Raw genomic sequence first — 17,732 nt, 5'->3', positions numbered from 1 at the left:
TCAAACCGACTTCACGAAGATCGTCACGATTGCGAGTTCGGTAATGTCTTCGAAGGACATCAACTCTTCCTCCGAAGCCGGCATCGTCTTCGCCAGCTTCAGCCCCGTCTCATCAATATCGACAAGAAGACGGACACGGCTCTTGCCGTCCTTGCCGGTGATCAGCAGCGTGTCGCCGGAAACAGGATCCCGTCGCTTCGTTGCGAACATCAGGCTCCCAGACTTCAGCCACGGGTCGAACGTATTGTCCGGCATGTGGAAAGCGAAGGCCGTCTCGTCCCCTTCGAGCTGGGGCGGCGCCGGCACATAGGCCTCACGTCGCGGGCTCGCAGCCGACTGCAGGGCGGCCGGCAGCGACGACACATGGCGAAGCTCCACGGTCGAAACTCGAGCCGCGGCGCGCGCGGGGCGTCGACCTTCGAGGCTGGCTTCCTCAGCCTCAGAGGCAGCCGAACGCTCGACCTTCTGAGCACCGAGGGCGTCCAGCACTTTTCGGGGAATCGGATAGCCCGACCCTTCAGCGATTTTCTGGAGGGTCTTGAGGGAGGGTACGAATTGATGCTCAGGATCGTTGAGCATTCGGAGAATTGTCGATGGCGCAAGGTTCGAGTTTCGCGCCAGATCAGTTCCAGTCCACTTTTTGCGATCGAGGATGTGATCGATCCACTCGACCACGATATCCTTCGGGGTTTTCATTTTCTCTGCCGTTTGCGCCATGAGTGCAACCTCCATAGCATGTATCTTTCGGTCAAAACTTTGATGTCTTCCCCCGTGTTCGTACGGGGACTAGAAAATTCTCTCAGTGAAAAGTTGAATTCTCATAGGCGGCGCTTCCAATCCGTTTGCGCGGATGCTAACGCCACCCCTTACGATAGGTTTCGCCTGGTTGCAAACGATTTTTTGTTCCGGATTCGTTAAAACCCAAACGCCTGGCGGGAAAATGCTGCAAAAATCAATAGCTTGTGAGGCTTGACCGGCTGGAAGATTAACTCGATTTAACGCCGGTCGCGCGCAGTAAAGCTAACAGCTGCTTGAATTCCGGCGTCCGAATGCCAGCGTGGATGATGGCGCAAGCGTCCGCGGCGTGCTCATTGTCGTCGTGCAAATCCCCTGCCCGCCTGGTCAACTTGCCCTTGTGTTTCACATCCTTTTCATAGGTCTGCCAGCCGGCCTCCGGATAGAGGTCCGCGGCCCACCGGATGATCTCCGGCTTGCCGGCCGTCTTGATCCCGACGCTGGCCATCTTGGTTTCGAGCGGCATCACCTGGATGATCTCGACCGGGCAGCCGGCGAGTACACCGATGGCGATGCCGAAACCCAGCGCAGATCGCGCGTGCTGGGCGCCTGACGGGATCTCGGCGAATGCGATGGTGCAGTCCTGCACGCCTCTCACCATGCCCTCCCGCAGCTCCTGGGCGCGGCGGAGATCGTCACTGTTCTGGCGGACGACCTTGTTCTTGCCGGCGAGTTTCTCGGTGGAGATGGTCGTGATGCTGTCCAGCGTCAACGCGAGGGTCTCAAGATCCAGCCGCATCCTGGCGATGCCGAAGTTTGCCAACGCCGGATCGAGACCGGCAACGAGGATGGAACCCACCTGAACCCCTTGTGTCGAAGAAATCTGCGAGCCGCCACATCTAGCGACTTGTCGTTTGTTTGAATTCAAGCTAATAACCCGCCCCGAATTTGGGGTCAACCCCACCCACTGGACGCACCCATGAGCCTCAGAGCACTGACCTGGGCCTTCGACTGCGACGTCGAGGAGCTTAATACCACCCTGAAGTTCGTCCTCATTACGCTGGCGAACTATGCCGGCGAGGATGACGAGACCTATCCCCGGCAGGCGACGATCGCCAAGAAGACCAAACTCACCCGTCAGACTGTGAACGAAGCGCTCGGCCGGCTGCAGGAGCTGGGCCTGATCGAGATGACGCGCCGTACGCACAACACTGGCGCCTTCCGCTCGTCGGTCTACCGGCTGCTGATCCCTGCCGATTTCGGCCGTGTCAAATTCGACGACAAGGCGGATAACGACAATGGCCGCGTGTCAGATAGGCCGACACGCCATGTCAACGACAACGACAAGGGGAGTCGGCCAGACCGACAGGGTATGTCGGCGAGCCCGACAGAGGTTGTCGGCGACGACGACAACTTGAACCGTATACTAGAACCGTCACCTGAACCGTCACAAGAACCACAGCGCGCTCCGAAGCGTCGCCGCGTTCCTGAATTTCCGGCTGATGCGTTCGACCAGTTTTGGAAGCTCTTCCCCCGCAAGGACGGCAAGGGTCCTGCCCGGAAGAAATTCCAGAAGATCGCTGACGAAGGCCTCGTTGCTTTCGAGACGATCATGGATGGGCTCCGGCTGTACGTGAACAAGGACGACTTCCGAGACTGGTGCTGGCCGATCACCTGGCTCAACCAGGAGCGATGGGAAGACACGCCGGTCCAGAAGAAGGACGGCGTCGCGAAGCCGAAGCGACGGGTGGCGATCTGATGGCCGGAGTCGATGTTGCGAAGGTCCTCAAGGAAGAGGGCATCGAGGTTCGATCGGCCAAGTTCGGCAACCAGTACGCCCGCTGCCCGCAATGCTCACACAAACGGAAAGGAGCGCACAAGAAGCTCAAATGTCTAAGCGTATTGATCGACGCCAGTGGCGTCTGTTGGAATTGCAAGAACTGCGGATGGGTTGGAGCTGAGAATGCTGAACGAAAAACACGCTCGGGGGATCGAGGACCGCGGCCTGACCGTCGAGAAGGCGGCGGATATGGGGCTCTACAGCGGGCTTCGCTTGCGCGATGGGTCAATCGAAGCTGACCTGGACGGCAACATCCTCTGCATCCCCTTCTTCGAGGGCGATGTCGAGGTCAACACCAAGTACCGCTGGCAGCAGGACGGCATCCGGATGTTCATGCAGCGCAAAGGCGCTGTGAAGACCGTCTACAATGCCAACGTCCTGCTCGATGATGCGATCCTTGCCAGGCTCGAAGAGGGTCTGGACTCGCTCATCTGGACGGAGGGTGAGTTCGACACCATCGCCGCGCTCGAATGCGGCTACCTGACGGTCATCTCCGTGCCGGATGGTGCGCCCCCTGCCCGCGACAAGAACGGCAAGCTGATCGCCGTGCCGGATGACGACCGGGACATCGACCCCGAGGACGACGACAAGTTCGCGTTCATGGCCCGTCTGATGGAGCGGATCATGCGCGTGAAGACGCACATCATCGCGACCGATGGTGACGAGCCCGGCGGCCGGCTGGCCAAGGAGCTGGTCAGACGTCTCGGTCCGGCGAAGTGCTTCTGGGTCGAGTATCCCACCGATCTCGTGGTGCCCGACAAGAAGAAGAAGGGCGCCATGCGCGCCTGCAAGGACCTCAACGAGGTCAAGAAGCATCTCGGAGAGCAAGCTGTCCGCGACGTGATCGACAATGCCAAGCCATGGCCGGTGAAGGGCCTCTTCCGTCTCTCAGACTATCCGGAGATGGAGATCCCGACGATGGCCGAGATCGGCATCTCGAAGGAGCTGGACGACAAGATGAAGTTCTACGCAGGCCAGTTCATCGTCGCGACCGGCGTGCCCAACGTCGGCAAGTCGACGCTGATCAACCAGGCGGCGGTGCTCCTGGCCAAGATCCACAAGTGGCCGTGCGCCATCTTCTCCGGTGAGAAGGCGGTCAAGCCGTTCCTGGCCAACGAACTGATGACCGCGTTCCTGGAGAAGGAACGCAAGAACTGGTCGTTCGAGGATCGGAAGAGAGCCGAGGCGTTCGTCGAGAGATACTTCCGCTTCATCGACTACGATGACACGGCGGCGGATGTCACGATGGACGTCAAGTTCGTTCTCGATCGAGCTGCTACCGCGGTGTTCCGCGATGGCGTCAAGCTTCTGTTGATCGACCCGTGGAACGAGCTGGAGCACAACCGGCCGGGCAACATGTCGCTGACGGAATACGTCGGCAAAGCGATCAAGGAGTTAAAGCGGTTCGGGAAGATGTTCGGTTGCGCGGTCTGCGTCGTGGCTCACCCCACGAAGATCGCCCCCGATACGGTCCCCGGGCTGTACGACATCTCGGACTCTGCGCACTGGGCGAACAAGGCCGATCTCGGCATCGTCGTCCATGCGGAGGATCCGGATTCGAGCGCCAGACAGGTCTGGATCCAAAAGGTCCGCCTGAAGCGCATCGCCGGCAACACCGGCTGCGTCAACCTGTCGTTCGACGAGTCTACCGGCCTCTTCCGGCCGCACGACTTTTGACAAACTATTTGCTTGAATGCAAACGGCGTGGTAATGCGAACCGAACTAAGGAGAGAGACCAACAATGGCTTCACTGAACAAAGTTGAACTGATCGGCCGCCTCGGGAAAGACCCCGAGGTCCGAAACCTCCAGAACGGACAGGTGGCGAACTTCAGCGTCGCGACCTCCGAGACCTGGAAGGACCGCGACGGCGAGCGCCAGGAGCGCACCGAGTGGCACAACATCACCGTCTGGAACGAGAAGACGATCGAGTTCGTCGACAAGTACTTGAAGAAGGGCGACATGGTTCGCCTGGAGGGCAAGATCCAGTCGCGGAAATACGACGACAAGGATGGCAACGAGCGCACCGCCTTCGAGATCGTGATCCCGAAATTCGCGCCGATCGACGCGCTGATGAAGCTGTCGTACGACAACGACAACGGCAACGGCGGCGGCAACTCGCGTGGCAGCAGCCGCTCCAACTCACGCGATCGCGACGATGACCGCGGTGGCGACAGCCGCTCCTCGTCGAGCCGTTCGTCCCGCTCCTCCCGCGATGATGATCGCGGTGGCCGCGACGATGACCGCGGTGGCAGCCGCGCTTCGAGCCGCAGCTCGCGTCGCGACGACCGAGACGATCGCGGTGGCGATGACCGCGGTTCGCGCGGTGGAAACAACAGCCGCCGCGACAACAACGACATGGATGATGACATCCCGTTTTAACGAACGGCTGTCGGTGCTGGACCGAATGAGGTTCGGCTACATCTGAGCTTCCCCCGTGCGGGGAATATGAAGGGGCGCCCCTCTTGGTTTGGCGTGCAAGGGGCGCCCTTTCTTTGTCTGATCAGTTGCATGAATGCAAACACCGGAGCGAGAATGAGAACCGATTCCATGGGCGGAGTGACGCTCAACGACTTCACGCGGATGCTGGAAGATGCCGCCCGTCAGCAGGGCTTCGTCCTGGTCGACAGCGCCGAGCTACCGCCATTCAACAACGATAACGACGAGGACTTCGACGGCGACGAGACCTTCGACGGACCGAACGAGGACATCTTCGACCAGATCATCGCCGAGGCGATGCTGGAGGCCGACGAAGAGCTGGCTGCTCAGATCGACCGCGCCCACAAGCGCGAAGCCGTCGCTCAGCTCGGGCGGATCATCGAGGGCATCTCGATCCTCGCAAGCGTCCAGGCCGATCTGGTCAAGGCGCTGGTGGAGGACTGAGATGGCTCGCAACCGAACCGTCCTCGAAGTCGATACCGGCGCGCTCGGCGAATATTACGACTGGCTCCAGGCCGCCTCCAACGGCGACGTCCTGATCTACTGGCAGGGCGACCTCCAGTACGACCGCCAGGTCGTGATCCCCGAGAGCGATGTTCTGCGCACGGCCGACCGCCAGCGCATCAACATGCTCAACGTCATCGCCGACCGCATCATGCGTGATGCCAAGGCGGGCGAGCTGTCGCTGACCCAGTTCCGGATCGGTGAGAGCATCTACGAGTACCGCGCCACCCGTCGCCGGCAGTCCTACCCTGGCCAATCGAAGGTCTCGGAAACCCCGCATGACAACCTCGTCCTCGCTTGAGGATCGCATCACGGCTCTCGGCTGGCTCGCCCATGGTGGTGAGCTGGCCGTTGGCCTGAAGGGCGATCGCGCAAAACACAGTGACGTCATCTGGCAACTCCTAGAGGAAGCTGTCGCGGTGATCGACAAGACTCCAGACAATGAGCGGCGCTGGCTGACGTCCGGCAACCGGTCAGGTGGCTGGAACATGATCGGCATGACCCGTGCGGATCTGCAAGAGATCGAACGTATCCGCTTGTTGAGCGCGATGAAGCCCTATGACGGAACAACAAAGACATCACCCCAGCGCAACGACGTCGACCGAGCCCTTGGTGTCCTTGGCTGGATGCGTTGGTGCAATGCTGCGCGCCTGGCAGATCGACTTACCAAGGCAGCTATCGCGCTGGCTCGCGGCGGGGACAAGGAAGGCGTTCACCGGCTCTACTGCCCCACCCGCAAGCCAAACCGCCAGAACATCACCGAGATCCGAACGCGAACCGTTGGCTTCATCCTGACCGGACTGAAGAACGAGATGCAGATCGTGCCGGCGGAGGGCCTCGCATTCCGTGAGGTCCACAATGTCGCGTAGCCAGGAAGAGACGGAGGCGTACCTGCGCCTCCAGTCCGCCCATCGTGTCTACCAGGGCACGATCAAGCGGTGGGAAGGCTCCTACCTCGCCGGCAACACTGGCGAGATCGAGCTGGCGCTGAGCGCCACCTTCGACGCCCACCAAGCAGTGATGGATCGAGCGCAGGACCTGCTCGATGCGCAGATGCGGCAGGACCGCATCGATCCCCGGACAAGGAGATCGTTTTGAGGAGAAGAGAGGTCGTCATCGACACCGAGACCACGGGGCTCGACCGCAAGGTCGACCGCGTGATCGAGATCGGCTGCGTCGAGCTGGTCGACCTCATGCCCACGGGTCGCAACTACCACAAGTACGTTAATCCCCAGGGCAAGAAGGTTCATCCTCAGGCCTTCAAGATCCATGGCATCGGCGACGTCTTCCTGTCGACGAAACCAACCTTCAAGCGGATCGTGGACCGGTTCCTCGAATACATCGGCGATGCGCCGCTGGTGGCGCATAACGCCGCGTTCGACATCGGCATGCTGAACGAGGAGCTGGACCGGCTCGGCTATGCTCCACTGAAGAACGAAGTGATCGACACCCTGGAGATGGCGAAGAAGGCCAAACCCCGGGCGCGTCACACGCTCGATGCGCTTTGCTCCACCTACGACGTCGACAATTCGAAGCGTAAGGAGCACGGCGCCCTGCTCGACGCCGGACTCCTCGCGGAGGTCTACGTCGAGATGCTCGGCGGCAGACAGTTCGGCATGGATCTGAACGTCGCCACTGAAGAAGAACCTGAAACTGTCCGGCCCCTCATTCGGCCCCGCCCTATTCCGCTGGCGCCAAGGGTGACCAACCAGGACTGCGCGGCACACGCCGCATTCGTCGAAACCCTCGGTGATAAGGCCATCTGGCTGGATTACCGCGCCTAATCGTTTGCTTGAACGCAAGGAGATTTGCAAATGCAACCGCCCAGCTATCGCCGCACCGGCCACATCGGCATGTCCGAAGAGGCACGCAAGGCGCGCATGTCGTCCATCGGTGGATCGGACGCCAAGATCATCATGTCAGGCGACCAGAAGGCGATCGAACGTCTCTGGCGCGAGAAGCGCGGCGAGATCCCGCCGCTCGACATGAGCGAGGTCATCCTCGTCAACCTCGGCAATCTGACCGAGCCACTCAACGCCGACCTCTTCGAGAAAGAGACCGGCTGGTGGGTCACCGACGAGCAGCGCAAGGTCCACTACCCGGAGTGGGACAAGGCGCATACCACGCTTGACGGCCTCGTGCGCGAGACGCCGACCTCTGACCCGTTCGCGGTAGTCGAGTTCAAGTTCATGTTCCCGTTCGGCTTCGACATCGAGAAGGCGATCGAGAAGTACTACCCGCAGTGCCAGCACAACATGATGGTGACTGATCAGCCGGTCGCCTACCTATCGATCCTGACGGGTGCTGCGCAGTGGTACAAAGCCGAGATCGAGGCAGACGTCTTCTATCACTCCGAGCTGCTCAAGGCTGAGCAGGAGTTCTGGAAGTGCGTCGAGACCGGGCAGATGCCTGGCACGCCGGAGATCGTGGTGCCGCTCGTCGACCGCATCCGCGTGGTCGACATGAACCAGAGCAACGAGTGGGGCGAGCACGCCGAGTGGCTGAAGAAGACGGCCACGGCGGCGAAGAAGCACGAGTCCTCCAAGAAAGCGATCAAGAACCTGATGCCGGCCGACGCCAAGGAAGCGTCCGGCAAGGGCGTGACGGTGAAGCTGTCGAAGGACGGCAAGCTGCTGATCGACATCGACAAGGACCAAGTCAAGAAGATCGACGAGGAACTGGGGATCTTCCCGCCTCCGTCGAAGAAGTCGTCGTCGAAGCCCCGGAAGAAGAAGGGCGACAACGACAACAACAAGGACACGGCGGAGGCGGCGTAACCGCCTCCCCTTCACCATCACCAACGAGGACGAGCGATGAGCACCAACGACAATCTCGCAATCTGGAACGAGGTCGAGCGCACCGACCCCGAGTACACCAAGCAGTTCAGCCGCGGCGGCGGTTTCAAGGGCACGGCGACCAACGCCACCTACCTGATCAAGAAGGCCACCAAGATGTTCGGCCCGATCGGCATCGGCTGGGGTTGGAACATCATCGAGGAGACGTACCAGCCCGGCCAGGACAAGGACATCGTCCACGTCCTGCGCATCAAGCTCTGGTACGAGTGGAACGGCAAGCGCGGCGAGATCGAGCACTTCGGTCAGACCCAGTTCGTAGGCAAGAACCGCAACGGCTACTTCACCGACGAAGAGGCGCCCAAGAAGTCGCTGACCGACGCGCTCTCCAAGAGCCTGTCGACCCTGGGCTTTGCGGCGGACATCCACCTCGGCATGTACGACGACAACGGCTACGTCCGCGATCTGAAGGCTGACTTCCGGGACGAGGACGAGTTCGCCAACGACAACAAGCGCGGTGGCGATCGTCGCGATGACCGGCCGGCGCAGAAGGACGAGGGCTCTGCCCCTGCCCTGACCGCCCAGGAAGCGGACGCGATCATCGACAAGTGGGAGAAGGCGATCAAGGAATGCGCGACCAACAAGGACGTGCTGACCCTGGTCGGATCGGAGGACTTCAAGACCGATCTCGCCAAGCTCCACGTCGATGACGAGAAGTTCCTGCGCAAGAAGGCCAACGACCGCTCGAAGGAGCTGAAGGCCAACCGGGACAACAAGTCCGACGCGGCATGACCCCGGCCGAGGCCTACGTCCAGTTGGCCTCATGGGGGATCAATCTGGCTCAGAGCCCATCAGGCCTTCGGGACTGGTGGGCGACTGAGCGTGTCCGTCGCGAGCAGTACGGACTCTCGCAAGAGCAGATCGATCTCCTCGTCGAGGCTTGCAAGGAGCGGATCGCCATCTTGGAAGAGATGGCGACCGATAACCCTCAACCGCAACCGAAACAGAGAAGAGCGCGGGCGCCACGTCGCCGAGCGGCTATTTGAACCGATGACCAGAGCATGAGCAAGGCCAACAGCAAGTCCAACAACCCTTGGATCTACGTCATCAAGAACGAGGACGGGCTTCTGCAACCCTACGCGAACTACGACCGCGAGGCGTTCGAGCAGATGCCCTTCAACAAGGTGCTGCGGGTCAATGTGGCCCAGCAGCGCAGCCAGCCGCGTCACCGGCTGTACCGCGTCCTGCTCCGGCAGGTCGTGAAGAACACCGACATGTTCGTCAGCGAGGACAGCCTCCACAAGACGCTTCTCCTTGGCTGCGGCGTCACTGAGCCGATCATGACCACGACCGGCGAGATCATCATGGTCCCCTCGTCCACCGCGTACGACGCGATGAAAGAGGAGACGTTCAAGGCCTACTTCGACGGAGCCGTGAACATCATCAGCACCCACATCATCCCGGGAGTCGACATCGACGAGCTGCTCGACGAGGCCCGGGCTGAAGCCAACTTCAAGGAAGCCGCCTAATGGACCTGATCGACCACGAACCCAACGACATCAAATTCATCGGCCACTATCTCGACGAGGACGGTGTCGTCGCCGACGTCTTGGCGCGCGTCTCCGCCGATCCGGTGGCCATCGAGCGCTGGCTCGACCCCAAGAGCTGGGGCTTTCCGCTGCACGCCAGCGCCGTCACGCTCAAGGCTCTGCCCGAGCACGCCGGCTGCCTGATGTTCGCCGCAATGGGCATCAGGAACTTCTACGGGATGTGGCATGCGGACAATCCGCACACCGCCTTCGGGCTCGAGGACGACGTCCAGATCGAGGACGGTATCATCACCGACCCCCGATATCCGGACAACCTCTCCTTCCGCGTGATCGAGCGGGTCAAGGAAGAGCTGCACAAGCTGGTTCCGGAGGTTGCGTGATGCAGTACTACTGGCCGCGCATTGGCGATTGGGAAGGTTGTTTCGTCACCTACATCGTCAAGCTGGAAGCGTGTCCGTCGCACGGCGATTGGATCGTGCCCGGCACCTATCACGACCCGGAGTTCGCCTGATGCCGGGTAAGAGCAATGCTCCGTATCTCGATGTCGTCAGACAGTGCGTCGAGAGCATCAACTTCTACAAGCAGAACGGCATGCCCGCTGAGGACGCGGGCGTGCTGATGACCACGCCGAAGGGCTGGAAGGCGCCTCCGAAGTTTCCCCGCGGGGAGATCTTCCAGGTCAAGCCTGACGGCACCCGTATCCGCCGCCTCCCTGCCCTGAGGCTCATCGCCTGGTTCGTCGGAGCCGGCATCGTCAAAGCCATCTATGAGGATCGAAATGACTTCGCAATCGACACCAACGACGGAACAGCGCCCCTCCCACCGAGCGATCCACATGGCGGTCCGAAACATCCTGTTCAACGAGATGGGGCTGAGCCGGGAGGCGATCCACAACCAGGTCGAAGCTGAGATCACGGGCGTCACCAACCGGCGCTTCCGCGATCTCGAAGAGGTCGAGGGCTACATCCTCCGCGCCATCAGCAAGGTCGTCTACGGTCGGTACAGCGCCGACCGCATCAGGAAGATGATCGAGGATCAGGTTGGCAAGTGCGTGTCCGCCTACGTCAAGAAGCAGGTCGACGAGATCCTGGGCGACAAGCTGAAGATCGAGATCAAGGCGTGAAACGCATCCTGAAGCACGAACAGACCGTCACCTTCGACGGCGAGGACGGGGAGAAGCTGCGGGTGTCCTACGACAACCGCGGCGAACCCTACCGCCAGGGCGTCTCGCTCTGGCTCGAGTCCGGCTCCACCATGCAAGGCGTCTTCATCGACGAGAACGAAGTCCGCCGGCTGCAGAACCTTTTCGACATCCTCTTCCCAAGGAAACAGCGCGATGAACCCCAAGCTACTCCCCGCCAACGATGATCTCCCCGGCCAGATCAGCAGAATCGTCGAGGAGGCCGGCGAGACCCTCCAGGCGATCGGGAAGGTCGAGAGATTTGGCATCCAGAGCTATCACCCTGCCGGCGGGCAGAACAATGCCGCTCACCTCCTCTCGGAGCTGGCTGACCTGCGTCATGCCATCTCGGCGGCCGAGCAAAACCTGACCGATCACGCCAAGATCATTCTCCTCCACGGGGACCAGAAGCACGAGCTGCACTGGACCAGCACGCTGATCACGACGCGGGAGTTGCGCGATCTGATCGGCGACGAGGATCACGACAACGACAACGACTTCAACGCCGAGCACAAGGCGATCGCGGTCTGCGCCGGCCAGTGGCACCGCGAAGGCCTCGAATGGCGGTTCTACGTCGACCCTGAGCTGGACTGATGGCTGAGGTCGGCCTTGACGAATGGGCGAGCTGGCGTTGCATCCACGACAGCAGCAAGTTCTGCCCTCCGGAGGGATGCCCGAAGAGCTACGGCTGCGCCCGCGATGACGGGTGGAAGCCCGGCCTTCCGACACCTGACGGCGCCCTCGGGAGAGTGCCGCTTCCGCTCCCCGAACCGTAGCACCTTTTCTTGACGGTTTGCTTGAATGCAAATAGACAGCGGGCATGCAAACAGTCCTCGATCTCGCCCCACCTCCAGGCTTCCGGAAGGCCATCCCGGTCACCGTGAAGCTGGAGGTTGTCATTAGACAGCACAGCCTCTGCACCAAATGCGGCAAGCGGCTGGGCAAGCTCGACGACACGCAATTCGACCACGTCCCCGCGCTGCAGCTGCGCTGCTGGGACGCTGAAGCCAAGGACACGACTCCGAGGGCGAACGATCCCGAGTTCATCCAGGCAAAACACGCCGACTGTCATGCGCAGAAAACCTTCGGCTCGAAGGACGAGCTGACGCGCGGTGACGTCACTGAGATCGCGCGGACGAAGCGCATCGCGAAATCAACCGAGGAATTCCGGCGCAAGATGCTGGCGAAGGTCGATCCGGATGCACCGGAGCCTGCGCAGCCGAAGCGCCCGAAGAAGAAGTGGCCATCACGGCCATTTCCGAAGAGGGGGAAGAATGGAAGCCCACGTTCGAGAGGTGAAGAAGGAGGTCCAGAAGCTGAAGGATAGTGGGGAGATCGAAGCGTTCGAACTCGCCCATGACAAGAGACACCACAGGGTTCGCTTCCTGGTCAAGGGCAAGTGGTTTTCCGTGCCCTTCGCAGCGTCCCCGAGAACCCCATACGCCAACAACTTCACTCGGCAACAGATCCGAAGAGTCATTCGATCCTTGCCCTGACGTTTGCATGAATTCAAAGAGGAGAGACTAGATGAGATCAGTCGACGACACCCACATGGGAATGCTGAAGGCGTTCCACTTCCTGCTCGCCCGCCGCAACAATCCGCCCCCGCCGAAGCGCAAGCACACCTACGAGACCGCCGGGACCGTCGTGCATGCCTCGCGCCGCCTGCTCCCTGCTGAGCGTTCGAAGGTGGCCGGCCTCGTCGCGCAGCTCGCGGTGCTCGATCCCCACACCGATGGCGATCAGATCAAGGACATCCTGAAGCAGCTCGGCGCGCAGCCCGTGAAGTTCGTTCCGGTCAAGCGCGAGACGCCGATCTCGACTTCGAAGACCTACCCCTACCGCTCCAAGAAGCGCGGCGGCTGAGACCGCCCTGGACCCACGGAGACTCCGATCTCCGTGGCGTCCCCCTGCTCACCCAAAATGTAAGAGGCCCAATAATAATGCTGTTCGAAGAGCAGATCGCCAGAAAGCCGAACCTGTATCCTTGGACCCAGGAGTTCATTGACAGGATCTGGGCCGGCTTCTGGACGCCAAACGAGTTCGACTTCAAAGCCGACTACGGCCAGTTCAAGACAGAGCTGACCGACCAGGAGCGGCAGGTCATCGTTCGCACCCTCTCCGCCATCGGTCAGGTCGAGATCGCCGTGAAGCGCTTCTGGGCGCAGCTCGGCAACAACTTCCCCCATCCGTCCATGTCCGATCTCGGATACTGGATGGCGGCGACCGAGGTCACTCACAACCTCGCCTACGAGAAGCTTCTGGAGACGCTGCGCCTCGGCGACGTGTTCGAGCAGAACCTCAAGGAGCCGGTGGTTCGCAACCGCGTCGACTATCTGCGGAAGTATCTCGATCGGGTCTACACCGACGACAAGAAGCAGTTCGTCTACGCTATCATCCTCTTCACGCTCTTCGTGGAGAACGTGTCGCTGTTCAGCCAGTTCTACGTCGTGCTCTGGTTCAACCGCTTCAAGAACGTCCTAAAGGACACCGCCCAGCAGGTCCAATACACCCGCAACGAGGAGATGCTTCATGCCCAGGTTGGCATCAAGCTGATCCACACACTGCGCGAGGAGTATCCGGAGCTGTTCGACGCCGATCTCGAAGCCCGCGTCCTCGAAGAGTCCAAGGTCGCCTATCAGGCCGAGAAGGACCTGATCACCTGGATGATCGGCGACTACAACGACAGCAAGATCTCCGCCGAGATCCTGCACGGCTTCGTCCAGAACCGCCTGAACGACTCGCTGCATGCCATCGGCTTTGCAGTCCCCTTCGTCGTCGACAAGTCCATCGCCGAGACCACCCGGTGGATGGATGAAGAGTCCTACGGGAACAACATCGTCGACTTCTTCCACAAGCGCCCGGTCGATTACGCCAAGAAGAACCGGGTCTACACCACCGAGGACCTTTTCTGATGCACAGATGGCTCAACGACGACTCCAGGACCTTCCTGGAGCGCGGATACCTGCAACCCGGTCAGTCGGCCGAGCAGCGCATCCGTGAAATCGCCGACACCGCAGAGACCATCCTCGGCATGACCGGCTTCGCCAAGAAGTTCGAGGACTACATGCACGCGGGGTACATCTCCCTGTCGAGCCCGGTCTGGTCGAACTTCGGCACCGATCGCGGCCTGCCGATCTCCTGCAACAACTCCTACTTCGAGGACACGACCGAGAGCATCCTGCTCAAGACGGCCGAGATCGGGATGCAAACCAAGTTCGGCGCCGGCACCAGCGCGTTCCTGGGCGCCCTGCGTCCCCGTGGCGCACCGATCCGCGGCGGCGGGGCCTCGTTCGGCCCGATCCACTTCATGGAGATGCTGGAGACCACGACCAACATCATCAGCCAGTCCACGGTCCGCCGTGGATCCTGCGCCGTGTACCTGCCGGTCGAACACCCTGATATCCATGAGTTCCTCGACTGCCGCGAGGAAGGCTCGCCGATCCAGCGCCTGTCGCTGGGCGTGTGCATCTCCGACGCCTGGATGAAAGCCATGGTGGCCGGCGACCAGGAGAAGCGGAAGCTCTGGATGCGCATCCTGCAGAAGCGCTTCGAGACGGGCTACCCGTACATCTTCTGGACCGACACCGTGAACAACGGTGCGCCCGAGGTCTATCGGAACTATGGGATGAAGATCCATTCGAGCAACCTCTGCTCGGAGATCGCCCTCGCCTCGTCGGCGGAGGAGTCCTTCGTCTGCAACCTCGCCTCGATGAACCTGCTCTGGTTCGACGAGTGGAAGAAGACCGACGTCGCTCAGACGCTGGTCTATTTCCTCGACGCGGTCATGAGCGAGTACATCGAGAAGACCGAAGACGTCCCGCTGATGCAGACGGCGCGCAACTTCGCTATCAGGCAGCGCGCCATCGGCATCGGTTCGCTCGGCTGGCACTCCTACCTGCAGTCGAACATGATCCCGTTCGAGTCCATGCAGGCCAAGCTGCTGAACACCAGCATCCACTCGTTCATGCAGGGCGAGACGCTGGAAGCCAGCCAGCGCATGGCGAAGGAGTACGGTGAGCCCGACCTGCTGAAGGGCTACGGCCGGCGCCATGTCACGCTGATGTCAATCGCGCCGACCACGTCGTCGTCGTTCATCCTGGGCCAGGTGTCGCCGTCGATCGAGCCGCTCGACAGCAACTACTTCGTCAAGGATCTGCAGAAGGGCAAGTTCACCTATCGGAACCCCTACCTGCAGAAGGTCTTGGCCGATCACGCCAAGGATGACGAGGACACCTGGCGCAGCATCCTGCTCAAGGGCGGGTCGGTCCAGCACCTGGACTTCCTGACCGACAACGAGCGGGCGGTGTTCAAGACCTTCGGCGAAATCTCGCAGCACGAGATCATCGTCCAGGCCGCCGGCCGGCAGAACTTCATCGATCAGAGCCAGTCTCTGAACCTGAAGATCCATCCGGATACACCGCTGCGCGACGTGAACCAGCTGATGATCAGCGCATGGGAGCTGGGCGTGAAGACGCTCTACTACCAGCGCTCGACCAACCCGGCACAGGAATACGTCCGCAACCTGCTCTCCTGCGTCTCCTGCGAGGCGTAGTTGTTCACCGAGCTGGAGATCGTGGAGCGTTGCCTTCTGCTGTTCTCCAAGCCCGGAAGGTGGACGCAGAAGACATGCGCGCGGGACCGGCAGGGTAAGCCGGTCCCCGTGTTCAGCAAGGAGGCGCGATCCTTCGATATCGAGGGAGCCATCCGCCGAGCTGCTGGCGAAGAGGATCGAAGCGCGTACGCGCGCTTCGTGCCCCTAATCAAGGGGCAAGTGCAGAAGCATCCGTTCGACTGGAACGACGTGTCGGGTCGTAACCAAAAGGAGGTTGTCCGGATGTTCGAAGACCTCGCCGACGAATTTCGATTTAGGAGACCTGAGTGAGCGACCTGAAAGAATACAATCTGAGAGGCATCGAGGAATGGCGGGAATACGACTTCGCCGGCCGCGTCTATCGGATCACCAATCCGCAGAAGGTAATGTTCCGTGCTGGCGGCACCACGCACCGCGTCATCGACGCTGAGGGCATCGCGCACTGCGTCCCCGCTCCCGGCGAGCAGGGCTGCGTTCTGCGCTGGAAGGGTGAGGTGATCGCATGACCGCGGCTGTGAACCTCCCCAACGGCGTCACCCTCGCCGACCTCGACGCCTTCGAGAAGGCCGTCGACACCATCGTCGACGTGTCCCACCGCCTCGCCAAGCACTGGTGGATCGACCCAAGGACCGGCGAGGACCTGCGGAAGAACCCGCTGATCGTGCCGACGAAGCTGTTGCTGACCGTCAGCGAGATCTGCGAGGCCATGGAGGGCGACCGCAAGGACGCCATGGATGATCACCTGCCGCAGTTCCCCGCCTTCGCCACTGAGCTGGGCGATGCCATCATCCGGATCGGCGATCTGGCCGGCGCTGTGTCGGCCAAGGTCGGCTCCGCAGCCAAGGCAAAGCTGCTCTACAACGCAACGCGGCCGGACCATAAGGCCGAAAACAGGGTGAAGAAGGGCGGCAAAAAATACTGACAACTTCTTGACTTTTGATTTGCTCGAATGCAAATCGTGCGCAGCAAATAAGGAACGCCAACCCATGGTCGGAGTCTTTTTGGCCAACCACCTACTCGACGGACTGGGGATCTATCTCCTCTGCTCCGCCGTGTTCAAAGGAGCCCGGGGCTACCCGGTTCGACGCTGGTTCTTCTGACCCAGCGTTTGCGTGAATTCAACCCGTTCCAATTGGAACACCAAAGGAGAACTACATGAAGAAACTCATCCTGGCAGCAGCAGCCATCCTGGCGATGTCGGTCGCAGCCCAAGCGGAGCCCGCGAAGTTCCGCCTCTGCACGGGCAACAGCCAGCTCAACTACTTCAAGGCTGGCCACATCCTGAAGTCCAAGTCGTCTGCGGCCCAGGTCGAGGTCGTCGAGACCAAGGGCTCGATCGACAACCTGGACAAGGTCACCAGCGGCGAATGCGACGGCGCGTTCGTGCAGTCCGACGCCCTGCTCGTCTACTCGGCTCGCAACGCCAAGGCGATCTCGTCGCTGGAGCGCGCCGGCATCCTCTACCAGGAGCAGGCTCACATGATCTGCAACCGCAACGTCAACTTCGGTCGCATGGTCGACCTGAACCAGTCCCACACGGTTGCGATCGGTCCGGACGGATCGGGCGCCAACACCACCTGGGCTGCGTTCGTGATGGCCGACAAGGCCCGCTACGGCAAGGTGAACACCGACACCCGCTCGGGTCTCCGCGCTCTGTCCGCTGTCGCTGACGGTTCGCAGGTCCAGTGCGCCCTGATCGTCACCGCCCTGAACAGCCCGTTCATGAAGGTCGACGCCCAGAAGCTGGGTGACCGCGTTGTGCTCGTCGGCACCGATGACCGCGACATGACCAAGGGTGCGAAGGATGCCCGCGGCCAGTACGTCTACACCTACGGTGAGATCCCGGCCGGCACCTACCCGGCGATCCAGCCGTCCGGCACGGTCTACGGCACCAAGGCGATCGGCACGATCCAGCTCGACGCTGTCTTCGTCACCAACAACGCCTGGATCGATGCTCACGACCGTGAGTACGACGCCCTCCTCCGCGCCTTCGCCAACGCAAAGCCGGAAATCGCGAAGCTCGCTCAGCCGCAGTAAGCGGTAGGCACGACGGTCGCCCCTCCGGGGGGCGGCCGTTTCCTTTTTCATTAGGCAATTTTC

The 17,732-nt window shown here is 61.2% G+C and carries 26 protein-coding genes; 24 read left to right on the top strand and 2 right to left on the bottom strand.

Annotated elements, in window-relative coordinates; all coding sequences use genetic code 11:
* Positions 1-717 carry a helix-turn-helix domain-containing protein gene (locus ACFLEY_RS22095; protein ID WP_396604820.1) on the bottom strand — a complete coding sequence of 239 codons (717 nt, stop codon included), beginning with the start codon at positions 715-717 and terminating at the stop codon, positions 1-3.
* 268 nt (positions 718-985) lie between these two features.
* Complete coding sequence (locus ACFLEY_RS22090; protein WP_396604819.1) at positions 986-1,663, bottom strand: hypothetical protein; 678 nt, start codon at positions 1,661-1,663, stop codon at positions 986-988.
* Between the two features lie 51 nt (positions 1,664-1,714).
* Between ACFLEY_RS22090 and ACFLEY_RS22085 the strand changes: the two genes are divergently transcribed.
* From ACFLEY_RS22085 to ACFLEY_RS21970, 24 genes are all read left to right on the top strand, one after another.
* The gene (locus ACFLEY_RS22085) at positions 1,715-2,494 is read left to right on the top strand and encodes a helix-turn-helix domain-containing protein (protein WP_253623370.1); all 780 of its coding nucleotides are present in this window, start codon (positions 1,715-1,717) and stop codon (positions 2,492-2,494) included.
* A gap of 204 nt (positions 2,495-2,698) precedes the next feature.
* Positions 2,699-4,252 (top strand): AAA family ATPase, encoded by a 1,554-nt coding sequence (locus ACFLEY_RS22080; protein WP_396604818.1) that lies wholly within the window; start codon positions 2,699-2,701, stop codon positions 4,250-4,252.
* A 64-nt stretch (positions 4,253-4,316) separates the two neighbouring features.
* Positions 4,317-4,955 carry a single-stranded DNA-binding protein gene (locus ACFLEY_RS22075; RefSeq protein ID WP_396604817.1) on the top strand — a complete coding sequence of 213 codons (639 nt, stop codon included), beginning with the start codon at positions 4,317-4,319 and terminating at the stop codon, positions 4,953-4,955.
* A 153-nt stretch (positions 4,956-5,108) separates the two neighbouring features.
* Positions 5,109-5,456: a hypothetical protein gene (locus ACFLEY_RS22070; RefSeq protein ID WP_396604816.1), complete on the top strand. Its 348-nt coding sequence runs from the start codon at positions 5,109-5,111 to the stop codon at positions 5,454-5,456.
* A gap of 1 nt (position 5,457) precedes the next feature.
* Positions 5,458-5,817 (top strand): hypothetical protein, encoded by a 360-nt coding sequence (locus tag ACFLEY_RS22065; protein WP_396604815.1) that lies wholly within the window; start codon positions 5,458-5,460, stop codon positions 5,815-5,817.
* Positions 5,795-6,385, top strand: coding sequence for a hypothetical protein (locus ACFLEY_RS22060; protein WP_396604814.1), 591 nt, complete (start codon positions 5,795-5,797; stop codon positions 6,383-6,385). Before ACFLEY_RS22065 ends, ACFLEY_RS22060 begins: the two co-directional genes overlap by 23 nt.
* Entirely contained in the window at positions 6,375-6,614 is a 240-nt protein-coding gene (locus tag ACFLEY_RS22055; RefSeq protein ID WP_396604813.1) for a hypothetical protein, read from the top strand. The genes ACFLEY_RS22060 and ACFLEY_RS22055 overlap by 11 nt, the downstream gene beginning before the upstream one ends.
* Positions 6,611-7,300 carry a DNA polymerase III subunit epsilon gene (gene dnaQ / locus ACFLEY_RS22050; RefSeq protein ID WP_396604812.1) on the top strand — a complete coding sequence of 230 codons (690 nt, stop codon included), beginning with the start codon at positions 6,611-6,613 and terminating at the stop codon, positions 7,298-7,300. The genes ACFLEY_RS22055 and dnaQ overlap by 4 nt, the downstream gene beginning before the upstream one ends.
* A gap of 30 nt (positions 7,301-7,330) precedes the next feature.
* A complete protein-coding gene (locus ACFLEY_RS22045) occupies positions 7,331-8,293 on the top strand; it encodes a YqaJ viral recombinase family protein (RefSeq protein ID WP_396604811.1) in 963 nt (320 codons plus the stop codon).
* 36 nt (positions 8,294-8,329) lie between these two features.
* Positions 8,330-9,100, top strand: coding sequence for a hypothetical protein (locus tag ACFLEY_RS22040; RefSeq protein WP_253623360.1), 771 nt, complete (start codon positions 8,330-8,332; stop codon positions 9,098-9,100).
* A 269-nt stretch (positions 9,101-9,369) separates the two neighbouring features.
* A complete protein-coding gene (locus ACFLEY_RS22035; RefSeq protein ID WP_396604810.1) occupies positions 9,370-9,837 on the top strand; it encodes a hypothetical protein in 468 nt (155 codons plus the stop codon).
* Positions 9,837-10,238, top strand: coding sequence for a hypothetical protein (locus ACFLEY_RS22030; RefSeq protein WP_396604809.1), 402 nt, complete (start codon positions 9,837-9,839; stop codon positions 10,236-10,238). The genes ACFLEY_RS22035 and ACFLEY_RS22030 overlap by 1 nt, the downstream gene beginning before the upstream one ends.
* The gene (locus tag ACFLEY_RS22025; protein WP_396604808.1) at positions 10,238-10,369 is read left to right on the top strand and encodes a hypothetical protein; all 132 of its coding nucleotides are present in this window, start codon (positions 10,238-10,240) and stop codon (positions 10,367-10,369) included. The genes ACFLEY_RS22030 and ACFLEY_RS22025 overlap by 1 nt, the downstream gene beginning before the upstream one ends.
* 324 nt (positions 10,370-10,693) lie before the next feature.
* Entirely contained in the window at positions 10,694-10,981 is a 288-nt protein-coding gene (locus ACFLEY_RS22020; protein ID WP_253623357.1) for a hypothetical protein, read from the top strand.
* Positions 10,978-11,226: a hypothetical protein gene (locus ACFLEY_RS22015; protein ID WP_396604807.1), complete on the top strand. Its 249-nt coding sequence runs from the start codon at positions 10,978-10,980 to the stop codon at positions 11,224-11,226. Before ACFLEY_RS22020 ends, ACFLEY_RS22015 begins: the two co-directional genes overlap by 4 nt.
* The gene (locus ACFLEY_RS22010; protein WP_253623355.1) at positions 11,195-11,632 is read left to right on the top strand and encodes a hypothetical protein; all 438 of its coding nucleotides are present in this window, start codon (positions 11,195-11,197) and stop codon (positions 11,630-11,632) included. The genes ACFLEY_RS22015 and ACFLEY_RS22010 overlap by 32 nt, the downstream gene beginning before the upstream one ends.
* Positions 11,633-11,918: 286 nt before the next feature.
* Positions 11,919-12,365 carry a hypothetical protein gene (locus tag ACFLEY_RS22005; RefSeq protein WP_396604806.1) on the top strand — a complete coding sequence of 149 codons (447 nt, stop codon included), beginning with the start codon at positions 11,919-11,921 and terminating at the stop codon, positions 12,363-12,365.
* Between the two features lie 200 nt (positions 12,366-12,565).
* Positions 12,566-12,904 carry a hypothetical protein gene (locus ACFLEY_RS22000; protein ID WP_264623217.1) on the top strand — a complete coding sequence of 113 codons (339 nt, stop codon included), beginning with the start codon at positions 12,566-12,568 and terminating at the stop codon, positions 12,902-12,904.
* Between the two features lie 77 nt (positions 12,905-12,981).
* Positions 12,982-13,953 (top strand): ribonucleotide-diphosphate reductase subunit beta, encoded by a 972-nt coding sequence (locus ACFLEY_RS21995; RefSeq protein ID WP_060911950.1) that lies wholly within the window; start codon positions 12,982-12,984, stop codon positions 13,951-13,953.
* The gene (locus ACFLEY_RS21990) at positions 13,953-15,593 is read left to right on the top strand and encodes a ribonucleoside-diphosphate reductase subunit alpha (RefSeq protein WP_396604805.1); all 1,641 of its coding nucleotides are present in this window, start codon (positions 13,953-13,955) and stop codon (positions 15,591-15,593) included. The genes ACFLEY_RS21995 and ACFLEY_RS21990 overlap by 1 nt, the downstream gene beginning before the upstream one ends.
* Positions 15,594-15,923, top strand: a complete 330-nt coding sequence (locus ACFLEY_RS21985; RefSeq protein ID WP_396604804.1) for a hypothetical protein — start codon at positions 15,594-15,596, stop codon at positions 15,921-15,923.
* On the top strand, positions 15,920-16,138 hold the full coding sequence (locus tag ACFLEY_RS21980; RefSeq protein ID WP_060911947.1) for a hypothetical protein: 219 nt from the start codon (positions 15,920-15,922) through the stop codon (positions 16,136-16,138). The genes ACFLEY_RS21985 and ACFLEY_RS21980 overlap by 4 nt, the downstream gene beginning before the upstream one ends.
* Positions 16,135-16,554, top strand: coding sequence for a hypothetical protein (locus ACFLEY_RS21975; RefSeq protein WP_396604803.1), 420 nt, complete (start codon positions 16,135-16,137; stop codon positions 16,552-16,554). The genes ACFLEY_RS21980 and ACFLEY_RS21975 overlap by 4 nt, the downstream gene beginning before the upstream one ends.
* A 233-nt stretch (positions 16,555-16,787) precedes the next feature.
* On the top strand, positions 16,788-17,669 hold the full coding sequence (locus ACFLEY_RS21970) for a TAXI family TRAP transporter solute-binding subunit (protein ID WP_396604802.1): 882 nt from the start codon (positions 16,788-16,790) through the stop codon (positions 17,667-17,669).
* The last annotated feature ends 63 nt before the right edge of the window (positions 17,670-17,732 follow it).

Origin of the sequence: Bradyrhizobium sp. YCK136 (genome assembly GCF_044570075.1) — a bacterium.
GTDB classification, from domain to species: Bacteria; Pseudomonadota; Alphaproteobacteria; order Rhizobiales; family Xanthobacteraceae; genus Bradyrhizobium; species Bradyrhizobium diazoefficiens.
The sequence above is the reverse complement of the archived record's forward strand: the minus strand, read 5'-3'. Positions and strand labels throughout refer to the sequence as shown.

Coding starts and splice junctions, on each gene's coding strand:
- ACFLEY_RS21970 (WP_396604802.1), top strand. CDS start 16,788: ATGAAGAAACTCATCCTGGCAGCAGCAGCCATCCTGGCGATGTCGGTC.
- ACFLEY_RS22020 (WP_253623357.1), top strand. CDS start 10,694: ATGGCGGTCCGAAACATCCTGTTCAACGAGATGGGGCTGAGCCGGGAG.
- ACFLEY_RS22075 (WP_396604817.1), top strand. CDS start 4,317: ATGGCTTCACTGAACAAAGTTGAACTGATCGGCCGCCTCGGGAAAGAC.
- ACFLEY_RS22085 (WP_253623370.1), top strand. CDS start 1,715: ATGAGCCTCAGAGCACTGACCTGGGCCTTCGACTGCGACGTCGAGGAG.
- ACFLEY_RS22070 (WP_396604816.1), top strand. CDS start 5,109: ATGAGAACCGATTCCATGGGCGGAGTGACGCTCAACGACTTCACGCGG.
- ACFLEY_RS22010 (WP_253623355.1), top strand. CDS start 11,195: ATGAACCCCAAGCTACTCCCCGCCAACGATGATCTCCCCGGCCAGATC.
- ACFLEY_RS22080 (WP_396604818.1), top strand. CDS start 2,699: ATGCTGAACGAAAAACACGCTCGGGGGATCGAGGACCGCGGCCTGACC.
- ACFLEY_RS22025 (WP_396604808.1), top strand. CDS start 10,238: ATGCAGTACTACTGGCCGCGCATTGGCGATTGGGAAGGTTGTTTCGTC.
- ACFLEY_RS22000 (WP_264623217.1), top strand. CDS start 12,566: ATGAGATCAGTCGACGACACCCACATGGGAATGCTGAAGGCGTTCCAC.
- ACFLEY_RS21990 (WP_396604805.1), top strand. CDS start 13,953: ATGCACAGATGGCTCAACGACGACTCCAGGACCTTCCTGGAGCGCGGA.
- ACFLEY_RS21995 (WP_060911950.1), top strand. CDS start 12,982: ATGCTGTTCGAAGAGCAGATCGCCAGAAAGCCGAACCTGTATCCTTGG.
- ACFLEY_RS22055 (WP_396604813.1), top strand. CDS start 6,375: ATGTCGCGTAGCCAGGAAGAGACGGAGGCGTACCTGCGCCTCCAGTCC.
- ACFLEY_RS22035 (WP_396604810.1), top strand. CDS start 9,370: ATGAGCAAGGCCAACAGCAAGTCCAACAACCCTTGGATCTACGTCATC.
- ACFLEY_RS22030 (WP_396604809.1), top strand. CDS start 9,837: ATGGACCTGATCGACCACGAACCCAACGACATCAAATTCATCGGCCAC.
- ACFLEY_RS22045 (WP_396604811.1), top strand. CDS start 7,331: ATGCAACCGCCCAGCTATCGCCGCACCGGCCACATCGGCATGTCCGAA.
- ACFLEY_RS22060 (WP_396604814.1), top strand. CDS start 5,795: ATGACAACCTCGTCCTCGCTTGAGGATCGCATCACGGCTCTCGGCTGG.
- ACFLEY_RS22040 (WP_253623360.1), top strand. CDS start 8,330: ATGAGCACCAACGACAATCTCGCAATCTGGAACGAGGTCGAGCGCACC.
- ACFLEY_RS22095 (WP_396604820.1), bottom strand. CDS start 717: ATGGCGCAAACGGCAGAGAAAATGAAAACCCCGAAGGATATCGTGGTC.
- ACFLEY_RS21975 (WP_396604803.1), top strand. CDS start 16,135: ATGACCGCGGCTGTGAACCTCCCCAACGGCGTCACCCTCGCCGACCTC.
- ACFLEY_RS22065 (WP_396604815.1), top strand. CDS start 5,458: ATGGCTCGCAACCGAACCGTCCTCGAAGTCGATACCGGCGCGCTCGGC.